This is a genomic window from Salinibacter sp. 10B (assembly GCF_002954405.1).
Taxonomy (GTDB): domain Bacteria; phylum Bacteroidota; class Rhodothermia; order Rhodothermales; family Salinibacteraceae; genus Salinibacter.
The window spans coordinates 41,278-60,984 of sequence record NZ_MQWC01000004.1 but is presented as its reverse complement, the minus strand read 5'-3'; the positions used below and the strand labels follow the sequence as shown (position 1 = coordinate 60,984).

Here is a 19,707-nt window from a genome sequence, read left to right as displayed (position 1 = left end):
AATTGAAATAAGAAAAAGAAGGACGAATATTGTCGATCCGGTACAGTGCGTAGTTGGCTGACCGGCCGGCGACGGCGATGTTCATCTGCCAGGTCTGACTTCAAACAGCATCCAGCATCCGGACCAGCCGGCTACGAGCCCCCGTTCGTAGACCGCGTGCCTGCAACCGGCACGCCCAGACTGTCGGCCATTCGGCGCATGGCTCGGCGCATTCGGCTGACTCGCTCCGGGTGCTTGGGGGCTCGGTTGAATCGCTCGGCGGGGTCAGACTGAAGATTGAACAGCTGGGTCGTGTCGCCTGCCACACGCAGCTTCCACGGACCGATGCGCATCGCTTCGAGGGTATTCCGCAGAACGTACGCATACTGATTGCGGGGAGAGGTAGAACGATCCCCTTGTAGCCACGGAAGAAGGTTGTGTCCATCGAGCGTGTGATCCGGCAATTCGGCCGCACCCGCTTCCAGCAACGTTCGGTAGATGTCGGGACTGGCCACCAGCTCGTCGGAGGTTTGCCCCGCGGCAATGTGTTCGGGCCAGCGCACGAAGGCCGGGACGCGCGTGCCTCCCTCATAGGTCGTGGCTTTAGAGCCCCGCAGGGAACCGGTCGTGCCCTGATGCCAGGGCTTATTCCCCGCCTGGAGCATTCGGGCCGGCAGGTCGAGCCAGGGACCGTTATCGGAAGCAAAGAAGACAATGGTGTTTTCCGCTACGCCCTGCTGCTCCAACACATCGAGAATCTGCCCCACACTCCAGTCGATGGTCTCAATGACGTCCCCGTACCGGCCGGCTGAGGACTGCCCCCGAAAACGCTCAGCGGTGTGAATGGGGAGATGAGGCATATTGTAGGCCAAATAAAAGAAAAACGGCTGATCGCCCCCGCTATGCTCTCGAATAAACCGCCGCGCCTCTGCCGTGTAGCGGAGGGTCAGGGAATCCTGATTGATCGGGTGCTCGACCATTTCAGTGCCCCGATACATTCCCAGCGGCTCCTCGGTTTGCACCCAGGGCTTTACGTAGTCGTTGGAGTAGGGCAATCCCAGCCACGAGTCGAAGCCCTGATTGGGAGGAAGAAATCGATCCTTCTTATAGCCCAAATGCCACTTGCCGGCCATCCCGGTACGATACCCCGCCTCGTTCAGAGCCTCGGCCAGCGTCAGTTCCGAAGCGGGCAGTCCACCCGTCCCATCTGCCCCCGTCCCCCCTCCAAAGTCCACCCGTGGCATATAACGCCCAGTCAAGAGTTGGGTCCGGGAGGGGACACACCACGACCCCGTCACGAACGACGTCAAGCGCATTCCCTCCTGCCCCAACCGATCGATGTTCGGCGTCTCGATGGACGGGTGCCCAAAACTACTCAGATCCCCATATCCCTGGTCATCGGTAAACAAAATCAGAACGTTAGGGGGATCGGGGGAGGTAACCCGCGTACTTCCAGAGAGCATGAAAGCGAGCAAGAACAGCCTGACGAGCAAAACGACCGGGCGCGGACGGCTGGGCATCGAAAACACGAGAAACGTTACGGGATACTTCCGAAGTTCAACGTTCCTCCATGATCAGAAATAGAGAGCACCTTCACAAGTTGGCGTTCTCAGCAGAACGATCCCCCCAATCGTGTGCTTCTTCCCAGAGACAAGAAGGGGGACGTGAACACAAAAATGGAAACCCCGTCCGTCGCGATCGCCCCCCACAATATTCAGTATAGACAAAAAAAGAGACCCGGCCTCTCCCACCAAAGAGGTCGGGTCTCGATCGGGAAACGGAAAGGAGATGACGTTCCGTCTGAGAAGTGCTCCCTCGTAAGATGTGCACCCAAAAGACAATTTTAGCTCCGCAGATATAACGTCGCCCTTCCTGATTCATCTTTTGTTCACCATATCGCCAAACGAAAGGTTCAGGAGCCGCCATCGAAGCACACATAGACAGTCACAGTAGCCAAGCGAGGAGTCCGCCCCCTGCCGCCGCCCCCCAGACCACAAGGCTCGCCCACCGAAGTCCCTGCTCACCTCGGCGTCCCCTCTGGCTGAGCCACCGTCCCCCCACTCGAAAGGCAAATCCCAGGAAGACGCCGATAAGCACCCATGTGTTGGGCTCCGAGAAGGGCTTCGTCCACGGAATCGAGACGTAGAACTCAAGCAGCAGAGCCGCCCCCAACAGGCCCATCACCCACCACAGCAGCGGTCCGGTGTCGAACGTCTCAGCCTTATGATCAGGAAACAAGTTCATGGGGAACGGGCATCGGTGAACGGAGAACGGTGTACCTCTTTTCTGAAGAGGCAAACCCGAAAGAAGGCCGAACGATTCGATGCCTCCCTCTCCGAAGCCTACTGCAACGCCTCCGTGTCACCGCTTCCCTGTACCGCTCACGCACTTGGTTCTGCCTGCTCGTAGGGATACGTGAGCGACCCTACCTCCGTTCGGGACGAGGTGAACCGTTCCCAACTCCACCGCCGGCGCATCGGCCGTCCGAATTGGCAAGCCTCCCGACCACGAGAGCCAGCTATGGCTTCTGCCGGGGCACGCCCGATGTCCCTGCAGGGGGTACAATTCCAGTAGGAAAAACAGGAAGCGGAGGGTTCGCGTCCTCTGTCCGGATTTGCTTCTTCTCATGCGTGCTGCCGAACCACGTCCTCCCAACCCGACGATCCTCATTCTATGCGAATCTCCTCCTCCAGCGGAAGGTGACGAGCCGACCGGCCCACGTAGATCGGTCGACGTCCCCGTGCAGTGCGCCATTCGTCGTGCGCCGATGACCAGTAGGAAAAGGCCTCAGGCTTGATGGGAATCGATACGAGGGTCGTCTCCCCAGGCGCAAGCGTTCGCCGCGTAAAACCGGCAAGCTCTTTTGGGGCCATCGGAACAGGCGGAGACGAAGGGCGGCCCACGTAGACCTGCGGTACAGCCGTGCCGGTACGCTCGCCCGTGTTCTCAATCCGAAACCGGACCTCGTACCGGCGGCCCACGGCGCGAACGGAAAGGTCAGTGTAGGCAAACTGGGTGTACGTCTGTCCGTGTCCAAAGGGGAAGAGCGGTTCGGTGTCGTTCTGATCGTACCACCGATACCCGACGAAAATTCCCTCGCTATAGTGCGCCCGGCCATTGACACCGGGATATCGTTCCTCCGGATGAGTGGGCGTCTCTTCGATTCGGCGTGGAAAGGTCACCGGCAAACGACCGCTAGGGGCGGCATCGCCGGTGAGAATGGCAGCTGTGGCATCGGCGCCTTCCTGTCCAGGATACCACATCTCTAGCACCGATGCGACGCTGTCGAGCCAAGGCATGCTCACCGGCCCGCCTGTATTCAGCACCACAGTGGTGGACGTACCGACGTCCGCAACAGACTGGATGAGTTTGTCCTGTGAATGCGGAAGCGTAAGGGAGGCCCGGTCGTCCCCCTCTTTCCCTTCATCGTATCCGAAGACCACGGTCGCGTCGGCGGCCCGGGCCGCCTCGACCGCCTGTGCCCGCGCAGCCGTACGCCGGCTCGGGGGCACCCAGGCCAACCGAACCTGCAGAGGCTCATCGTCCGTCTGCACAAACCCCTCTTCGCCCCCCTCGACCGTCACCGTAATCTCGTGGGACTCTCCCTCTTTCATATCGAGCATCACCGTGGCACTGCTGAGGCCCTCCTGTGTCGGAATCAGGCCGGCCTGATCGTAGAAGTCCCCAACCGCCGCCCGCCGTTCCCCATCCAGAAAGAGCGTGCCCATTCCTCCCGTTGCTTGAAGCTTGAGGGCGTATGTCCCCTCTTCCGGCGCCGTCACAAGCCCCGACCAGGTCCACGCCGAATCCGCCGGAAGAGCATCGTCTCCGGTAAAGTCCAGCGTCGAATCGATCTGCATCGTGTCGTTCCCCCCGGTACGGCGGAGCCCCTCGACGCTGATGTGCCGCGACGGGCTCAGGGCCGAGGCCGGCACCGGCGTCCCGTCCAGGTCGAGTCCCGACTCGTAGTGGACATCCACTCCCTCCCCGAGTCGACGACGCAAGGCCTCCAGGGGCGCCTCCACGTCAAATGGAAGGACCCGAGAGCTCCCGCCGCCCGCGTACAACGGGCGCTTGGCCGGGGGCCCCACGACCACGACCGACGAGAGATGGTCTCGATCGAGGGGGAGTGTGTCGTCCTCGTTCTTCAAAAGCACTGCCCCCGCCACTGCTACTTCGCGTGCCAGTGCAGCGCCTTGCTCTGGGCGCATGGCCGGACGGGCTGGCGGAGTTCCCAACAGATCCATACGCTTCATCTGCCGGAGAATTCGACCCACCGACTCGTCCACTTCGCGCTCGTCAATGCACCCCGCCTTCACGGCGGCCCGCAGCGGCTCTCCAAAATACACCGCCTGCGGGGCCTCTGGAATGTCCAGCCCGGGCCGTTCCATGTCGAGTCCCGCCCGAATGGCCCCCAACGAATGGCGCGCATACCAATCGCTCATGACCCACCCCTCAAAGCCCATCTCTCGTTTCAGAAGATCCGAGAGCAGTCGTTCGTGATCGCAGGCATACGTGCCATTGACCCGATTGTAGGCCCCCATTACGCTGCCCGTCCCCGCCGCCACGGCACTCCGAAAGGCCGGCAAATAAATTTCCCGGAGGGTTCGCTCATCCACCTCAACACTCACGTGGTCCCGATCCGTCTCGAAGTTGTTGGCCAGAAAGTGCTTCGTGGTTGCGATCATTCCCTCCTCCTCAATGCCCCGCACCTCCTGCGCCGCCAGCCGACTCGTCACGTACGGATCCTCACTGAATGACTCAAAGTTGCGACCCGCCTCCGGCACGCGGATGATGTTCACCATAGGGGCAAGCAGCACATCTCGCCCCCGAGCCCGCCCCTCCCGAGCAAGCACCTGGCCACACCGACGGGCAAGATCAGGAGAAAAGGTCGCACCGCGCAGAAGCGGGACCGGAAGGGCAGTGGCCGGCTCGCTGGTGCGAATGCCAGCCGGTCCGTCTGTGAAACGAAGCGGCGGAATGTCGAGGCGCGGAATGCCGGGAATGTACCCGGCCCCAACCGCCCCCGAAGGATCCTCCGTGCCGTGAAGCAGCGTCAATTTTTCCGAGAGGGTCATCGCCTCCAGAAGCGACTCGATACGATCCTGCCCAGACTGCGGTCGAGAGGTGGTCACAACTCCGACCATCAGGAAGTTCAGTATCCCAAATAGGACAGTCAGCGGGTCCACGAAATACAGAAGAGAATGCATAAGATGCTCACGATAATGATGTCATCGGCGGTTCTTCTTAGGCATGCCCGGCCCATGCCCCCTGCAAACGGACTCAAAACCATGAGCACGACCCCGCTCAGCACGGCAGCCCTCTCCCGAGTTCTTCAAACGTCTAGTCCCAAGCCGACACGCGGAGTATGCTGCTCATACTGCCGCTTGCCACCGGACACGCTTTACTCAGAACCTGTTTTCACGTGCGCTCATCCCCCATCCGATGCCGCGTTTCGGAGACAGAACGCAGATCAGAGCGTGCGCGTCTGTCTCTCCAGCGGGGAGGACCCGTTTTGCAGTCGTTGCGTCCCACCAGGCTCGCAGCGTATGAAATGAAAACAGCTTCTCAAGATTGCCCCGTCGCCCCGCTCCCCAATGATGGACGGTCTGTGGCAGTAGGGCAACAGTCCCAACAACAGCACCTAGTTTCCGTGTTTTTTCGTAAAATGGCCCTCACGTCTATACAAGATTAGAGCCATCATCTTTCCCACTCTCCCCTTCTTGCCACTGTAACATTCCTACGAAAGCAGCACTGCGAGGATCGACACAGGAGAGGAATCCCCCATCAAGACACCAGTACCTCATCAGCCCTGAGGCCCTCCGCCCCCGTCGTAGTCTCCTCCCCGGCCACGTCCCTCATTCGGATCCGCCCCAAACGTATACTGAAACGTCAGCGAGTATTCGCGAGCGCCCCACTGAAAGGTGGACTCTTGATAGAAGTTGTCGGTTCGACGATACACGTTGAACTGATTGGCATTGAACAGGTCGTCGACGCGGAAGGTCAGGCTGCCATCTCCTCCGAAGAGTTGCTGCTGGAGCGCCAGCTCCGTGCTGGTTATGCGGTCCATACGTCCTCCTGGAATGTCCGTGGCGGGCCGGTAGAACTGATTGAACTCCAGCTGCAGACTTTCCGTCAACTGCCCACGCACGTTGGCCCGAGCAGAGTAGGTTAGGGCATCGTTGCTGAGGTCGGTACTCAGATTGGACCCGTCCGTCACCGACCGGTAGACGTTCCCACTGAGGGTGCCCTCAATGGTCTCATTCCAGCTGAAGGTGGTCACCAATTCCGCTCCGTAGGAGGTGCTGGACGCAAAGTTTTCGGCACGGCGCAAAATTACCTGACGTCCGTTGATGGTCGTGTCCTGCTCAATCTCTTCGATCTCGTTGACCGTGTGTCGGAGATACGGAGTGACGGTCACCGAGGCCCCGGCCCACCGCTGGGTCCCCGTTAGCTCGAAGGAGTGAATGTATTCCGGATCCAGAGTGGGATTGCCCTGGTCCAGGAAGGTCGGATTTTCGTTGTCGTCGATGGGGTTGATGTCCCAAAGGCTGGGCCGATCCACGCGTTTGCTGTACGAAAGGCGTGCCTGACGTCGCTCGCTCGGTTCGTACGTTAGGAATGCACTTGGGTAAAAACTCACGTAGTCGTTGTTCACCTTGTCGTCCTCAATCACGTCGATCGTGGTTTGCACGCCCTCGGCCCGAAGGCCCGCCTCCACGCCGAAGTCGCCCAACTCGCGGCTCAGGATGCCATAAGCAGCGTGAATCTGCTCGTCAAAGATGAAGTCACTTTGACTCTGGTCTATGGTCTGTCCCCCTGCAAACCGACCAAACGTCCGGTCACTCTCAAGGCGCCGATAGCTGCCCTTATACCCCGCCTCCAACTCAAATCCTCCAAGGGGACGCAGGTAATCTACCTCCAGGGTTCCATCCTGCTCGTCCTCGTTCACCTCATCACTCTCGGTGCTTCGCTGGAGGCCTAGTGCTCCCGATGGCTGAAGGGCGTAGTTCGTGTAGTTATTGTCTCCCTCCTCAAAGTCTCGATCGTACTGCACCTGCGCTTCGAGGGTGTGCTCATCCTCTACGAACGTGTGGTCGAATGAAAGACGCCCATCCACCGTCTCGTCACCAGAAGTTTCCTGAACGATCCGGGCGTTGGTGGAGTCCGGCACTCCGGTCATGTCGCTGAGAAATCGACGCTCCACGTTGCGCCCGTCCGATTCGTCCCGTCGCACGCTGAACGTCCCCTCGAAGCTGAAGCTGGTCGCCTCCGTAAGGGTATAATTGAGACGTGAGGTTACGGAGTGGGACCGCTCCACTTCCTCCTCGGCGCCCGTCTGGTCGACCAGCGTGTTGCGCCCCTCCGTTGCAAATTGCTCCACAAACCGAGAGTCGCTATCCTCCTCGCTGCCTCGCCGGTGGGAATACGTGGTCACAAAACGCAATCCTTCCGACTGGTACCCAAGATTCACGGAGCCGTTGCCGCCGTATCGCCCGTTGGCGTCGGCCCGTCCACTGGCCGTTGCACCGCCGCCCCAGCCAGATTCAATGTCGCGCTGGAGCACGATGTTGATGATGCCGGCCATCCCCTCCGGCTCATACTGTGCAGAGGGATTAGGAATAATTTCGACCCGCTGCACCGCCCCTGCCGGCAGACTCTGAAGGTAGCTCACAAGGCTCTGGCCCTGTAGGGAGGCCGGCTCGCCATTAATGTGAAGCGCCACACTCTCATTCCCCCGATAACTGATGCTTCCATCTGTATCAATCTGCACCGATGGAAGTGTCTCCAGCACCTTTCGGGCCGTCCCGCCCGCACTTACGGCTCGCTCGGACGTGTTGTACACCGTCCGGTCGGTCTGAATCTGTGCTGCCGGTCGATCGGCCGTCACCTCCACCTCCCCCGCCCGCTCCGTTTCACGGGCCAGGCGAATCGCCCCCATGGCCCCGGCCTCCTCATCCCGGCGCGGGCGCGTGTCCGGGAATCGCCGATCCTGATATCCCACAAAGCTAATGCGGAGCGTGTAGGCCTGAATGGGCACCTCGCTGAACGCAAATCGGCCGTCGGGCCCTGTCACAGTCCCGGTAATCAGGGTCGAGTCCGACGGCGTTTCGTTCCAAAGCGCTACGGTCGCCCCTTCGAGTGGATTACCGGACCCCTCATCAATAACTTGTCCGGACAGAGATCCGGTGGGACCCTCCTGTTCCTGCGCATAGGCTCGACCTGTGCCGAAGAGAAGGCCGCAAACGACCAGAGCGAAGAGGCCGCGAACAGAACATCGAAGGACGTGGGAGACGAAATCCATGACGAGGCTGTACTCAGTGAATCGCCAACGCGGGGCCTCCCATGCGCAGACTCGCTACAAGATTCTACTTCTGCCACGAACTGCACCCACACGCCGTGTCTCTCATCCCCTTCGCTGTTTTCTCTACGAATCGCACAATCCGCCTCATGAATGTCACAGCACGATGCGGCGATGGTCGCACCTCTCCTTTTTCGTTTATAGCTTTTGTGTAGCGGAGACATCCTGCACGATCGGTTGAGAAGCCCCAACTGCCCACCCTCTAGCCCAGCAACAGACTCGAGCGTCCTAGATTCTCTCGGTCCTCCGTGTCGGGCCTCTCCGCCCAGCCGATCCCTACCACAATGACGTGCGAGCCCCCTTCAGCGTCGTCGTACTCTCTTGAACACGATTGGCCTCCGCGCCTTCCACTCACAGTCTTCTTCGCAACCGACCCAACGCCCATGTTTTCTTCCTCCACCTTGCGCTCTGCGCTTCTCCCCCTCCTTGGAATTGCCCTGCTAAGCCTCCCCGGCTGCGCCCAGGAAGAGGGAAGCACCACCTCGACCGACACCGCCGACACTGCCACCGTCGACCTGTCTGCCCCGTCCCCGATCACCGGCGGCACGACCGATACGATTGACTCCGACGTGCCCTTCGTTGAAAGCCCGCAGTCGGTCGTCAACAAAATGCTTGAAGTCGCCAACGTAACCAAAAACGATGTCGTCTACGATCTTGGAAGCGGCGACGGCCGCATCCCTATTACGGCTGCTCGGACGTACGGGGCCCGAGGGGTGGGGATTGAGATCAAACCGCATCTCGTGAAGAAGGCCCGTGAGAACGCCAAAGAAAACGGCGTGAGTGACCTCGTAGAATTTCGACAAGGAGACCTTTTCAAAGCGGACCTCAGTGAGGCGACGGTGGTCACCATTTACCTCCTCCCCACCGTCAATATGAAGCTGCGCCCCAAGCTCTTTCGCGAACTGGAGCCGGGCACGCGAGTGGTGTCCCACGACTTCGACATGAACGAATGGGAACCGGACACGACTTGGGAGTCCGGAGGCGAAACCATCTTTCGCTGGACGATTCCGGAAGAGACGCCGGATTTTGTAAACCTTGAGGAGTGAGACCGCAGGCAATCGGATAATGCACACCCCAACTCCCGATGTCGGGATCCCCGGAACGGGATTCGCCTCAGAGAGACGTGTACTGCCGTTTTGGAGTTGGCTCCGTCCTCGACCGTCGGACACCATACCAAAAAAACCGCCCGCCGGACTGTGCCGGACGGGCGGTTTTGTATGTTCGAGGAGGGTGTCTCCTTACATGGACGACGCATACTTCACCGTGCAGCCGTAGGGCTGGGCCGTGTTCGGATCCACCTCCTTTCCATTCATGGCCTGATTCAGAGCATTTCTGACGTAATTCTTTGCCCCCTTGATGTCCGCTTCGTCCGTGGTGGGCTTATCGTCGATGCCCCCTTTGTACAGCAACTCGCCCTCCGGACTGATGACGTACATGTGCGGCGTGACCTTCGCGCCGTACGTGCGACCGACCTCTCCGGCCGGGTCCATAAGAATGGCCGTCATGTTCCCGTTGTGCTTTTTCTTTTGGGCCTTCATCTCTTTGGGCGGATAGTATCCCTGCTTGCCCTCAGCCGACGATACAATTGAAAGCCACACAACACCCTTGTCGGTGTAGGTCTCCTGCAGCTTCTGCATATTGCCACTGCCGTAGTGCTTGCCAACAAACGGACACCCGAAATTCAACCACTCCAGCACTACATACTTGCCCTCGTACTGAGCAAGACTGTGCTTCTCCCCTTCAGTGTCCGGAAGCGTAAAGTTGGGCGCCTGCTCCCCAACCTCGGCCTTCTGGGCCGAGACGGTCAACGGGGCAACCGTCAGAAGAAGGAGGGCAAAAGCGAACGTAAGACTCGTACGACAAAAGGTGTTCATGGAAATACTGGGGTGTATGTCAGAAAAAGGGTGCGCAACTCGATGAAAGAATGCCGATTCGTGCGGAATCTGTCGTGGCCCCCAGTCCCTAGGAGGAGGACGGAAGTTTTTCAAGTGCGTTCAGGACGATGTCCTGTGTCAGGACCTCAGGGAGGAGCGTGGGACCGGAGCCGTCTCCAGGATACAGCACATACACCGGCACACCACTTCGGCCATGCGACTCCAGGGCCTTCGTGATCTGGGGATCGCGATTCGTCCAGTCCGCTTTTACGAGGGCCACATTCCGTTTCCGGAATGCCGATTGCACCGCGTCGGTGTTCAGCACGGTGCGCTCGTTCACCTGACACGTAAGACACCACGCCGCCGTGAAGTCAACGAACACCGGTCGTCCCTCCGCACGAAACTCCTGTACCGTTTGCGGAGAAAAGGGCGTCCACTGCTCCGACGACGCGGCAGACGAAGAATCCGACGACGAGGCGGTTGCCGGTCGGTCGTAGCCGGCGCCAATGACGCCAGCCGCCACGGCCCCAACAACCATCAAGGTCACGAGCCCGCGGGTAACGACCGTGAGGGGCTGAGAGAGCGTCGATGCGGACCACCGGTGCACCACCCATCCGGCCATGCCGAGCAGGAGAAGCCCAAAAAGCAGCAGCGCGACGCCGCCATTCCCCGTCTGTTGACCAAAGACCCACACGAGCCAGATGGCCGTCGCGAACATCGGAAAGGCAAAGAATTGCTTCAGCGACTCCATCCAGGCCCCTGGCTTCGGCAGCGCCTTCAGGAGCCGGGGGGCCATCGACAGACCTACGTACGGCGCCGCCATGCCCACTCCCAGACTCGTAAAGATGAGAAGCGCCCCCGTTGTGGAAAGGGTCAGTGCCACCCCGAGCGCGGCTCCCATGAAGGGCGCCGTGCAGGGCGTGGCCACCACGGTCGCGAGAACGCCGGTCAGGAAGGCTCCCAGACGCCCATCGCTCGACGTTTGGGTCTGAAGCCGCCCCCCCCAACTCATCAGCCGAGTGCCGACCTCAAACAAGCCGAGCAGATTCAGCCCGATGCCGAAAAAGAGCAAAGCCATCAGTGCTATGAACGTGGGCGACTGGAGCTGAAATCCCCACCCCACCTGGCTTCCGGCCGCCCGCACAGCGAGAAGAATCCCCGCCAGAACCCACATCGACACGAGAACCCCGACGCCGAAAAGGGTTCCGTGCGTTCGGATTGTGCGCTCCTCTTCCTCTGCCTGCTCGGCAAAGCCGAGAATTTTGACTGAGATCACTGGAAAAACGCAGGGCATGAGATTGAGCAAAAGCCCGCCCGCAAACGCAAAGGCCAGGGCCCATGGGAGCGAAAGCCCATTCCCCCCGGTCGACGCCGCCGTCATCGATGCGACGTCAATGCCAGAGAGTGTCGAATCGACGGGGACGTTCACACGCAGGGCGCGGACCTCGCCGGCTGCGTCCCAGGTTTCCCCATCTGGCGCAACCACCACCCCCCGAAGGCTGTCGGAGGGCTCTTCTGCATAGGACGACTGCTGAAGGGTAATGAGATGCGTATCGTCGGCCCGAGATACCGGCTGAGGGGCCGCGTGGTCAAGCACCTCTTCCTGCGCGGGAAAGAAATAGGCTCCCTTCAGACTGGGCTCATGACCGGCAGGCGACGTTAGGGCCAGCGTGTAGCTTCCACTGCTTCGCGCCGCCTGCACCGTCCATCCATCCACGGATCGGGGCTGCTTCGACTCGGCCTTCGCAATGACCGACGCCTCTGGGCTCGGCCTCGGAGCCTCCGCTACGGAGAGCGTCGTCTGCACATCCGCCTTGGCGGGCAGACAAATGTCCGCACAAATCAGCCAGTTGGCTTCGCCTTTCAGGGTCACGCGGGAGCCGGGGGCAAGCGTCTCCGGCGGCGTTACGGTGAATGGCAACACTACCTCATCGGAATAGCCGTAGCTTGTCATCGGGCCGAACGGGACGCGGTGCGGATACGGCCACTGAATGTCCCCCACCGCGAAGCCCTCCGGCACTGCCCAATCGACGGAGGTGGGCTCCCCCGAATCCCCGGGATTTTTCCAGTAGCTATGCCAGCCCTTCTCCATCCGGAGCCGCAGGGCCACGGTAAAGGGCTCTCCGGGCGCAATCGCCGACACATCGCTCACGAGCGCGGCCTCGCTGTGTGGACTGGGGTCGTCAGACGACTGCGCATCTGCATCCACAGGGACGCCTGCCGCTCCCAACAGCATGAGCGCGGCGAACAACATGGACATCGAGAGACGACGAGGGACCATAGCAGGAAAAAGTCGTTGCCAAGAAAGCCGAGCGCCCGAGCAGAGCAATGCCGTGCTCGGAAGCAAAATGTCGGACGGATGGATCGGTGCCATGACGATCGGCACCGACTCAGGTTTCCCCGTCGATCAGGTGAGCAGGACTAGACCGCACGTCCGCATCGGACCCTGGATGCCCCGCTGAACTTTTAGACTCCTGAGATGGGGGTCTTGTTACACGACTACGGAAGCGGAATGCGCTTCACGCGTTGAGGACGTGCAAAGATTCCATTCTTGAGATGGATATCACCTTCATGCCATGAATACCACCGTTCAATCTTCGGTGATGATGGCGATCACCTCCTCAAAATCCACGGCCAGGACTCTCTCCTCCCCGCTCGCCTCATAGCGATACAGCTCTCGCTGGTCGCAAGTAGGCAGGTTGCTGTGGTACGCCGCAAAGTCTCGAATGATGGCTTCTACCACCGCGGATGGGACAGTCCCGAAGCACCGCTCGTGGAGATTCAGTTCCGCGGAGAGCTCCGTGCGAGAGGGCGCGCGAAATGCGATCGTTAGGACCATGAGCCCAAAATTACTTTGGTAGGCAGGGGAACGGTCGTATACGCCTCGGATCCAATCGAGCCTCTCCCCCAAGGGACCCGTACACGTGCGCTCTTTCGCCCGACGAATCTACGATCGCATTGCGCCGCCGCCATGAGTATTTGGATGAGTCCCCCCTCTCTTTGCCGGTACGCTTCGGGCCCACGCTTCCTCAAAGATCTCCTCCCGTATTTTTCAAAGCAGAGGCCTCCCTTCCCCCCACCCTGGCGGTGGCACTTCTGCCACCCGACCCCTACCTTGGTAGGGATGTGTGTGCGCCATGCGCAGCACGCCACCCCCCTCTGTTCACGCTCTTTCACGAAGCCCCCTTCGGAGCATGGAAGCGGACGACAGCCGCGTTATCCCCATTAACATCGAGGAGGAGATGAAGTCCTCCTACATCGACTACTCGATGTCCGTCATCGTGAGCCGCGCGCTGCCTGACGTGCGCGACGGGCTCAAGCCAGTACACCGTCGCGTGCTCTACGGCATGCACGAACTCGGCCTCACACAGGGGGCCAACTACAAGAAAAGTGCTCGTATCGTCGGGGAGGTACTCGGAAAGTACCATCCGCACGGAGATTCGTCGGTGTACGACACGCTTGTGCGGATGGCTCAGGAATTTTCCATGCGCTATCCCCTGGCCGACGGGCAGGGCAACTTCGGCTCGATCGATGGCGACTCGGCAGCAGCCATGCGTTACACCGAGGCCCGCATGACGCGCATCGCCGAGCAGATGCTGCACGACATCGGCAAGGAGACCGTCGACACGCAGGAAAACTTCGACGGGACGATGGAGGAGCCCGTTGTGTTGCCGGCGGCGTTCCCCAACATGCTGGTGAACGGAGCGGACGGCATCGCTGTGGGGATGGCCACCAAGATCCCCCCCCACAACTTGGGCGAGACGATCGACGCCACGGTGGCCTACATCGACGATCCGGAAATCGAGATCGACGATTTGATGGAGCACCTCCCGGCGCCGGACTTTCCGACCGGGGGCATTATCTACGGCTATCAGGGCGTTTACAACGCCTACCACTCGGGCCGGGGACGGGTTGTGATGCGTGCGAAGATGCATGAAGAAGAGGTGCGCAGCGGCCGGCGCGCGTTGGTGGTGACGGAGATGCCGTACCAGGTCAACAAGAGTCGGGAAGTTGAACGCATCGCCGACCGGGTCCGGGCAGACCGCATCGAGGGCATCGCCGACCTGCGCGACGAGAGCGACCGCGACGGCCTGCGCATCGTCATTGAGCTGAAGCGCGACGCCAACGCGGAGATCGTCAAGAATCAGGTCTATAAGCATTCCCGCCTGCAGGACACGTTCGGCGTCAATATGGTGGCGCTGGTGAACGGGCGACCGAAGGTGGTCGACCTCAAAGACGCCATCCGGCACTACGTGGACCACCGGCACGAGATTGTGGTGCGTCGCACGGAGTACGATCTGAAGCAGGCCCAGGACCGGGCGCACATCTTGGAGGGCCTGACCCTCGCGCTCGACCACCTCGACGCCGTCATTGCCATCATCCGCCATTCGCCCGACACCGACGCGGCCCGCCAAAACCTTCGCCGGGGCCGCTACCCGGAGACGCTCTCCAAACCGGACCTCCGCGAGCTCAATGTTCCTCTTGAGCCGCCTGTGGAGGCCGACCGCACGCAGGATACGGTCCAGAAGCTTCTCGGCGACGAGTACGAGAAACTCGTTCAGCAGCCGGAGGAAGGCCACTGGCTCACGGAGGATCAGGCCAATGCCATCCTTCGCCTCCGCCTGAGCCGCCTGACGGGGATGGAGCGGGAAAAGATCATCGGCGAATACGAGGACATCATCGACAAGATCAAAGAGCTCCAGCATCTGCTCGATAGCAAGGAGCGCCGGATGGAGCTCATCAAAGAGGAGTTGCTAAAGGTCAAGGAGCGATTCGACGACGAGCGCCGCACGGAGATCGATTACACCGGCGGCGACGACATCATCATCGAGGACTTGATTGAACGCGAGCACGTCGTTGTCACCATCACGCACCAGGGCCTCACCAAGCGCACGCCCATCGACACTTACCGCACACAAGGCCGCGGTGGGGTCGGTATGCGGGGCACCGGCAAGCGTGAGGACGACTTCATCGAGCACCTGTACGTCTGTCACTCCCACGACGTCCTCCTCCTCTTTACCGACAAGGGACAATGCTTCTGGTTGCGGCCCTTTGAAATCCCGGAGGGTAGCCGCACGGCCAAAGGGCGGTCCATTCGTCAACTCATCGACATTGACGCCGACGACCGCGTTCGAACCGTCATTAGCGTGAGCAAGGACGACTTTGAAGACGAGGACTTCCTCAACAGCCACTACGTGCTGGCCGCCACGCGACAAGGCATGGTCAAGAAGACGGCCCTGGAAGCCTACAGCCGCCCCCGCTCCAACGGCATCATCGGCATTAAGATTGATGAGGGCGACGAGCTGATTGAGGCCTCCCTCACCGGGGGCGACCACACCGTGGTCGTGGCCTCATCGGGCGGACGGGCTGTCCACTTCGATGAGAACGACGCGCGTCCCATGGGCCGCAACACCCGCGGCGTCCGCGGCATGAAGCTGCCCGGCGACCAGGAGATGGTGGGCATGATCTCGGTTCCCCCGGATGCCAGCGAGGAAATGGATGTATTGGCCGTCGCCGAAAATGGATACGGCAAACGGACGTCCCTGAGCGAGTATCGGGTGCAAGGACGAGGTGGAAAGGGTCTCATCACCCTTAACCGCACCGAGCGTACAGGCAACCTCGTGGCCATCAAGGGCGTCTACGGCAGCGAAGATCTGATGATCATCACCGTGAACGGCATCATGATCCGTACACGGGTCGAAGAGATCAGCACCATGGGCCGCAACACGCAGGGCGTGCGCGTGATCAACCTCAAGGATGGCGACCGCATCGCCGACGTGACCCGGGTCCGAGACACTGAGGAGGCAGAGAACACCGAGGAGGCCGCATCGGAGGACGACGCCTCTGCCCAAAACGGCGAGATGGACGAGGACGCCGCCAGCGACGCGGTGGATGAAGTGGAATAACGCCTCTTCCCCCCGGCTCCTCACATGTCAGCCCCTCCGGTCAGGGACTGTACACGCCTTGAACCGTTCGAGTGAATGACTCTCCTTTCACTCGGAAGAAGTACATTCCGGCCCCGGAAATGCCAAGCTCTGAGGGGGTAAGCGTAATCGACTGCGTCGCGTCCACAGACCGTGCCTCAACGGGGGTGGCCACCCGCCGCCCCAGGGCGTCATAGACACTAACGCGCACCTCTTCCGGCCCTCCGTTCGAGGGAAGCGTGACGGACACATTCGTCCGCTCCCGAAACGGATTGGGGTAAAGCATCACATTCGGGCCTCCCGCCTGCAAAATTCTCTCCGTGGTGCTGGTCGTGATGACGCTGTCGTTCCGCACCGCTGTGATTCGAAACGTGTGCTTGCCGGGCGGCAAATTCTCGATGCTATTGGAAAACTGCCTCTCCCCGTCCGGCGTGACGGTTGTCTGCTCCGTAAAGGGGCCATCGAAAAATTGACGCTCGATCAGAAATGCGTCCACCTGCCCCTCTCCAACCAGGCTCCAGCTGAGCTCCAACGTGGCCTCGTTCCGAGACGAAAGGGTTCCGTCCGCCGCAAGATTCACAATTTGCAGCGTGCGGGGAGGCGGCACTGCTTCTTCCGCCAGCACAAACCCGGTCCCGCTCCAGGGATCTCTCCCTTCTCCGATGTCCTGGAGCTCTCCCTCCCGGGTGATCCGCTGCGTAATGTCCTGCGTCCCGGACCGCAGGGAATTGTAGACCTCCTGGTACGAAAGAGACGGACGCGACTGTCGGATGAGAGCCGCGATCGCTGCGATGTTCGGCGCGGCCGCCGACGTGCCGAAGAAATTGGGGTGCGGATCCGAATCGACGCCCCCAATCGGCGAGTCAGAGGGAAATTGTAGGTCGTTGCCGAAGAAGGTGTTGTCGATGGCATCAGCTCCCGTCACGTCCGGCTTTTCCCGATCCACAGGAGAAATCCGGTTTCCGGTCTGATCAAAAAGAATCGGAATGCCCCCCTTCGACGAGAAGGATTCCAGAAACGGGGCGTCGACGCTAACGTAGGCCGGCGTATAGAAAAACGGAGCCGCCGCCACGGCCATAGCCCCCTCTGCCTTCGGATGCCCGTAGATCGTCGCCCCTAACGTATCGTACTGATCAATGCTGTACTGACTCCCCGAATAGATGTACCGGACCTCATCGGGATCGGGGCCGGCGGCTTTCTCAATGACCAGATGAAAGGTCGAATCCGCCACACCATCCTCATCGGTATCAATCTCGCCCGCGTTCGAAAACTCCAGACTCTCCACCGGAAAGCCGGAATCGATGTTTTGATTTTCGGACTTTGCCACCACGCCCAACGTATCGTCTAGGATGGCGACATCGAGATCGGTGTCCGGGCCCGCCGAGCCCTCCACGACCCCGGACGGATCCGTCCATTGCAGCGTAAAGATCCGGAACGTCCCGCCCGGCGCCACCGTCACCTGCTGGAGCGTGTCCACCGCGGCCCCCTCGGCAAAGTCGTGGGCCACGGCATCGTCGCTGAGAACACCCGGGTTTCCAGAGTCGCGAAAGGGGGCCTGATAGGCATTCCGACCGTCATTTCCCGCCGAGGAGAAGTAGGCAGCGTCGTACGTCTGGACGGCTTCATCTACAGCATTGGCAAGAATACCGTCTTGATAAAACGGCTCTACCGCATACCCCACATCGTCCACAATCACGTCGCAATCCCCTTTATTGGGGTTCGCAAGCTCCAGGATCCCATTCGCAAAATCGGCAAGTCCCCCAAACGCAGTATGGAAGCCCAGCGTGGCCCCGGGCGCAATGTCGTGAATGAGCTGGAGCATAGCACGGCCCTCATCCGTGGGAGCAGGAGATCCCCCATAATCGTCGTCCAGCACGTCAACGGCTTGCGTGTTGCCCTGCGGATTTCCCTCGCCGGGCAAATCCCCCGACTGGATGTCGTCCTCTGCCGTCGTGGCAGCCGAGCTGCTCTGATTGTAGCTATCGGAAAGAGCACATACCTTTTGGCCGCTACCATCTAGATTGAAGGTCGATCGGACGCGATAGGCCGCATGGGCGGTGTCGGCCTCCGACCCTACGCTGCCCGCGTGGCTCCGAGCGTACGATGGCACCATGCCTCGCAGTGTAGAGAGCCCCGCCGCCTCCCGAAGAGCAGAGATGGGCAGCCGTCCTGATACGAGTCTCCCCATCGCCGCCCCGCGTTCCAGCCCAAGCCGTCGGAGATCGCTGAGTAGCGTTGTGCCCTCTCCGTTCGATAGGGCCTCTACGATCACGGTGCGCCCGCTGGCGGCGATCGGAGACCGGACCCGACTTCGGACGGACCGCGGATCGGAGGCGCGCTTGGACCGCTCCCGCGATTCCCGCAGACGCCGAATTCCACTGGGCCCTTCCGCCTGGTACTGGTGGTACAAAAGCGCCAGCTCCAACCCAATCTTTGCCATTGGCCCTTGCTCCCCGTCCTTCTGCCGACTCCCCCACACCGACTTCTCTGCCGTCTGAATCACCGAAGGGGCAAGTGAGCGCGTCTGGAGTTGCCCGATGGCTTTCGGGCGCTCTTGGGCATGTAGACTGGAGACCCCTCCTCCGAGCAAAACCGCCAAAGCGACGAAGACGACGGACGACCGTAGATAGATCATGTGATCCGAAAGATCCTCAAACAGATGAAGAGCGACAGAGTAATCCATTAGACGGCTCCCTTGGACGCTGGACAACGCTTTCGTCCTAGAATCCGTACGACAGACCGGCGGTAAATGGAAGGATCGATACGGCATTCTCCTTCCCTCCCGGCAACGCCCCCGTCACTCGAAATTCGGTGTCGAGGTAGAGCCGGTCGGTGAGCGGAAGTGACGCCCCAATCCCAATGTTTCCCCCCGCGTCAACGACCGAGGCCCCCGCAAACGTAATGGTCTCTGGAAGTCTTGGATTCTGAACTCCCTGTACCGTCACAGCGTCCACGGTGGTCTGCACCACCCCGAGCCCGACAAGCAAATATGGGTTCACCCAGTCGGGCGCCGTGATGATGATGCGGCCTTCAACAGTGGCCGCCCACTGCAGCCCATCCGGCTTCCGGCACGACAACCCATCATTACAGGCGTCCACCTTCGCCCGAAGCCGGGTTGCCTGGCCTCGCACTCGAGCACCCAGCGCGAAATTCTCCGCGATGGTCCGCACGAACCCCATCCCCACGTACGCGTGCGGCCCGGAAGTCATGTTGACGTCCAGGGGCTCGACATTCTGAACGGTCTCTCCCTGCAAGTCGACATTGCGGATGGGAATGCCCCAACCGCCCCCCAGGTCCACCCGGATCTCCCGTCGAGTCTGATCCTCGGATGATGTCTCAGAGGCCTGCTGCGCCTGAGCCTCCGGCGCCAGCCCCAACAGCAAACCTGCGAGGGGAGCGAACACGAGCAGTGCGAATGCTGGACGAGACATGCGTCGGGAGAGCGGATCGACAAGAAAATATGCGATAGATAGACTAATACGAGCCCGACCTCCCCAACGCACAAACTCACGGCTCGTTCGCGTCCATGAACCCTCGATAAGGGGCATCTCCAGGAATGGCTTTTCGG

The 19,707-nt window shown here is 60.7% G+C and carries 11 protein-coding genes; 2 read left to right on the top strand and 9 right to left on the bottom strand.

Translation table 11 applies throughout. The annotated features are described in order from the left end of the window. Positions 1–131 precede the first annotated feature (131 nt). From BSZ35_RS00540 to BSZ35_RS00525, 4 genes are all read right to left on the bottom strand, one after another. A complete protein-coding gene (locus tag BSZ35_RS00540; RefSeq protein ID WP_181149117.1) occupies positions 132–1,442 on the bottom strand; it encodes a sulfatase-like hydrolase/transferase in 1,311 nt (436 codons plus the stop codon). A gap of 481 nt (positions 1,443–1,923) precedes the next feature. Continuing rightward, positions 1,924–2,223 (bottom strand): hypothetical protein, encoded by a 300-nt coding sequence (locus tag BSZ35_RS00535; RefSeq protein ID WP_105010615.1) that lies wholly within the window; start codon positions 2,221–2,223, stop codon positions 1,924–1,926. Positions 2,224–2,645: 422 nt separating this feature from the next. Beyond that, positions 2,646–5,189 (bottom strand): glycoside hydrolase family 3 C-terminal domain-containing protein, encoded by a 2,544-nt coding sequence (locus BSZ35_RS00530; protein WP_105010614.1) that lies wholly within the window; start codon positions 5,187–5,189, stop codon positions 2,646–2,648. Between the two features lie 596 nt (positions 5,190–5,785). After that, a complete protein-coding gene (locus tag BSZ35_RS00525) occupies positions 5,786–8,284 on the bottom strand; it encodes an outer membrane beta-barrel family protein (RefSeq protein ID WP_105010613.1) in 2,499 nt (832 codons plus the stop codon). Between the two features lie 440 nt (positions 8,285–8,724). On the opposite strand from BSZ35_RS00525, the gene BSZ35_RS00520 reads away from it, so the two are divergent. After that, a complete protein-coding gene (locus BSZ35_RS00520) occupies positions 8,725–9,387 on the top strand; it encodes a methyltransferase domain-containing protein (protein WP_105010612.1) in 663 nt (220 codons plus the stop codon). 192 nt (positions 9,388–9,579) lie between these two features. On the opposite strand, the gene BSZ35_RS00515 is transcribed toward BSZ35_RS00520, so the two are convergent. The 3 genes from BSZ35_RS00515 to BSZ35_RS00505 form a co-directional block, all read right to left on the bottom strand. After that, the gene (locus BSZ35_RS00515; RefSeq protein ID WP_105010611.1) at positions 9,580–10,215 is read right to left on the bottom strand and encodes a thioredoxin family protein; all 636 of its coding nucleotides are present in this window, start codon (positions 10,213–10,215) and stop codon (positions 9,580–9,582) included. 88 nt (positions 10,216–10,303) lie between these two features. Next, a complete protein-coding gene (locus BSZ35_RS00510; RefSeq protein ID WP_105010610.1) occupies positions 10,304–12,496 on the bottom strand; it encodes a thioredoxin family protein in 2,193 nt (730 codons plus the stop codon). Positions 12,497–12,805: 309 nt separating this feature from the next. Continuing rightward, a complete protein-coding gene (locus tag BSZ35_RS00505; protein WP_105010609.1) occupies positions 12,806–13,054 on the bottom strand; it encodes a hypothetical protein in 249 nt (82 codons plus the stop codon). Positions 13,055–13,409: 355 nt separating this feature from the next. Between BSZ35_RS00505 and gyrA the strand changes: the two genes are divergently transcribed. Then, positions 13,410–16,121: a DNA gyrase subunit A gene (gyrA, locus tag BSZ35_RS00500; protein ID WP_105010608.1), complete on the top strand. Its 2,712-nt coding sequence runs from the start codon at positions 13,410–13,412 to the stop codon at positions 16,119–16,121. A gap of 40 nt (positions 16,122–16,161) precedes the next feature. Here gyrA and BSZ35_RS00495 read toward each other — a convergent pair whose 3' ends face one another. Together BSZ35_RS00495 and BSZ35_RS00490 are read right to left on the bottom strand one after the other, a co-directional pair. After that, on the bottom strand, positions 16,162–18,822 hold the full coding sequence (locus BSZ35_RS00495; protein ID WP_258096014.1) for a T9SS type A sorting domain-containing protein: 2,661 nt from the start codon (positions 18,820–18,822) through the stop codon (positions 16,162–16,164). Positions 18,823–18,859: 37 nt separating this feature from the next. Continuing rightward, positions 18,860–19,570 (bottom strand): outer membrane beta-barrel protein, encoded by a 711-nt coding sequence (locus BSZ35_RS00490; RefSeq protein WP_105010606.1) that lies wholly within the window; start codon positions 19,568–19,570, stop codon positions 18,860–18,862. Positions 19,571–19,707: the final 137 nt, after the last annotated feature.